Below are 201 nucleotides of genomic sequence, written 5' to 3' on the forward strand. Positions count from 1 at the left end.
GCCGCTACTCGGGGAGTCTCGAGATTGATTTCCTCTCCTCCGGGTACTTAGATGTTTCAGTTCCCCGGGTTGTCCTCCCCGCCCCTATGTGTTCGGGGTGGGGATATGCACACTGCTGTGCATGGGTTCGCCCATTCGGAGACCCCCGGGTCGAAGGATGTGTGCTCCTCGCCGGGGATTATCGCAGCTTGCCGCGTCCTT

Annotated in this window: 1 rRNA gene; it reads right to left on the reverse strand. The window is 60.7% G+C overall.

Features of this window, described 5'->3' with window-relative positions:
- Window positions 1-201: ribosomal RNA gene (locus GPK39_RS08820) — 23S ribosomal RNA — on the reverse strand; the annotation flags it as partial.

It is taken from the genome of Collinsella aerofaciens (genome assembly GCF_018785245.1).
GTDB classification, from domain to species: domain Bacteria; phylum Actinomycetota; class Coriobacteriia; order Coriobacteriales; family Coriobacteriaceae; genus Collinsella; species Collinsella aerofaciens_AD.